This is a genomic window from Pseudovibrio sp. POLY-S9 (assembly GCF_001431305.1).
Lineage (GTDB): Bacteria > Pseudomonadota > Alphaproteobacteria > Rhizobiales > Stappiaceae > Pseudovibrio.
In genome coordinates, this window is the sequence record NZ_LCWX01000170.1 from 24,520 (window position 1) to 27,267 (window position 2,748).

Below are 2,748 nucleotides of genomic sequence, written 5' to 3' on the forward strand. Positions count from 1 at the left end.
AAGATACGGGGCATCTGTTTCAACAAGAAGGCGATCCATTGGAAGTTCTGCTGCGATCTCGCGCAGTTCGGTGGAGCGCTTAAAAGTCAAAATGCCGGAGAAGGAGACATAAAGGCCGAGCTCCAGACCCTTCATTGCCAACTCTTTGCCAGAGGAAAAGCAATGAAGAAGTGCTGGGAAGCTGCCAGCCTTCATCTCTTCTTCCAAAATGCGCATCATGTCTTCATCGGCATCTCGGCTATGTATAACTAGCGGCAGCTGGGTTTCGCGTGCTGCTGCAATATGCGTGCGCAGGACCTTTTCCTGATCTTCCGGAGATGCGTTGTCGTAAAAATAATCTAGTCCGGCTTCTCCGATTGCCACCACTTTGGGATGCTTAGCAATCTCCACCAGTTCTTCCGTGGTGACGTCGGTTTCCTCACCCGCTTGGTGCGGATGGGTTCCGACGGAGCAGTATACGCTGTCATAGGCCTCAGCGATTTCTTTAATCTGCTCGAACTTGCGGACGCGAGTACAGATGGTGACCATCAGCTTGACGCCAGCCTCGTGGGCGCGCTCGATGATCTGGTCGCGTTCTTCTGCGAAATCCGGAAAATCCAGATGACAATGACTATCAACTAACATGGTCACAGCAAAAGCGCCTCCAGCGCGATTCTGTCAATAGGTCCGGTAGACCTCTTGTTTTATCTCAGCGGAAAATGCGGGCGCATTTCCCTCATAAAAAAGGGAGGCATACGCGCCTCCCCTTTAAGCTACATAATCTTGCGCTTTATTCTGCAGTTTCCTGCTCAACATAGCGTGGGAACACGCCTTGTGGCTTCGGCAGATCACGACCACCTTGCAAGCGACCAGCTTCACCTAGCAGTGCGAAGGAGCGCTCGTCTTCATTCAGCACCAGCAGGTCCAGCAGTTTGGATGCAGAGCCTGGCATCACTGGTTGTGCGAGAATGCCAACCTGGCGGATGATCTCAGCAGTGGTGTAAAGAACTGTGCTCATGCGCTCAGGGTCAGTCTTCTTCAGCGCCCAAGGCTCCTGAGAGGCAAAGTAGCGGTTTGCTTCACCAACGGTTGACCAGATGCACGCCAGTGCATGGTGGATTTCCTGCTTTGCCATGAAGCCGCGGCATTTTTCCAGCATCTCATCAGCTTGTTGCAAGATCGCCTTGTCGTCAGCAGAGAATTCGCCTGGAACCGGCAGTTTGCCCTCGCAGTTCTTGAAGATCATGGAGAGCGAACGCTGTGCAAGGTTGCCAATGTCATTGGCAAGGTCTGCGTTGATGCGGTTCACCATTGCTTCGTGGTTGTAGTTGCCATCCTGACCGAATGGAACTTCACGCAGGAAGAAGTAGCGAATTTGGTCGAGGCCGTAGGTTTCTACCAGATCACGCGGTGCGATGACGTTGCCCAGAGACTTGGACATCTTCTCACCAGAGTTGAACAGGAAGCCATGGGCAAACACGCGCTCTGGCAGTGGAACACCAGCGGACATGAGGAACGCAGGCCAGTACACCGCGTGGAAGCGGATAATGTCTTTGCCGATGATATGTGCGTTGGCAGGCCAGAACTTGGCCATGTCGCCGTCCATATCAGGATAACCAAGCGCAGTGATGTAGTTGGTCAGCGCGTCGACCCAAACGTACATAACGTGCTTTTCATCACCCGGCACCGGGATGCCCCAGTCAAAGGTGGTGCGGGAGATGGACAAGTCTTTCAGGCCACCTTTTACGAAGCTCATGACTTCGTTGCGGCGTGCATTTGGACCAATAAAGTCCGGGTTCTTCTCATACAGCTCGATCAGCTTGTCTTCATAAGCTGAGAGACGGAAGAAGTAGCTTTCTTCTTCGACCCACTCGACAGGAGTGCCTTGCGGACCATAACGAACACCGTCTTCGCGAACTTCGGTCTCGCCTTCCTGATAGTAGGCTTCGTCGCGTACAGAGTACCAACCGGCGTAGCTGTCTTTGTAGATATCGCCAGCATCTGCCATTTTCTGCCAGATTGCCTGACAGGATTTATAGTGACGCTCTTCGTTGGTCTGAATGAAATCGTCATTAGAGCAGCCCAGCATTTCCACCATTTCGCGGAAATGCTTGGAGTTCTTATCTGCAAGATCTGAAGGTGACATGCCTTCCTTGACGGCGGTCTGAAGCATCTTCTGACCGTGTACGTCGGTACCCGTCAGGAAGTGTACTTCTCGGCCATCCAGTTTCTGGAAGCGGGCCAGCACGTCAGTTGCAATTGCCTCGTAGGCATGGCCGATATGCGGCTCACCATTTGGGTAGGAAATTGCTGTTGTAATATAGAAAGGCGATTTTTCTGTCATATCCTAAAGCGATCTTTTGATCCGGGATCTAAATCTGGAAAGTTCTTTGGGTTTGTGGCCCAAAAAGACGTAGGTCAGCTCGTGCTTGCTTTCCGCAGGTCAACGAGGAAAGACAACACAACTTGCTTGCGATCGAGGTTTAAAGCTTCTGCTGTTGAGGCAGCGCGGCCCACCTTTTCCCACAAGTCAGCCCACCTGACAAGCGCATCCGGCTTTGTGCTTGCATCTTTACGCAGTTGATTGCTCAAGAACGTGCGGGTCAGCTCCAAAAATGTGTTCCATGCGTCTTCTGCACCACGCCCCGAAACTTTATCTGCAAAGCTGTGCGCGCGGATCATATCTAGATTGGCGATTGTCTCAACCAAGCCGGTAAACTCCTGCGCGATTTGCAACGCTCCGCCGTTTGCTGCCAATGCGGCCTGACG

Annotated in this window: 2 protein-coding genes and 1 pseudogene; all 3 read right to left on the reverse strand. The window is 52.4% G+C overall.

The genetic code is table 11. The features are described from left to right. Positions 1–624: TatD family hydrolase (locus tag PPL9_RS17435; protein WP_057463894.1), on the reverse strand; the 624-nt coding region annotated here is incomplete at its 3' end. 145 nt (positions 625–769) lie between these two features. Beyond that, on the reverse strand, positions 770–2,323 hold the full coding sequence (gene metG, locus PPL9_RS17440; RefSeq protein WP_057463895.1) for a methionine--tRNA ligase: 1,554 nt from the start codon (positions 2,321–2,323) through the stop codon (positions 770–772). Between the two features lie 74 nt (positions 2,324–2,397). Beyond that, positions 2,398–2,748, reverse strand: a pseudogene (locus PPL9_RS33420) (DNA polymerase III subunit delta'); the annotation flags it as partial.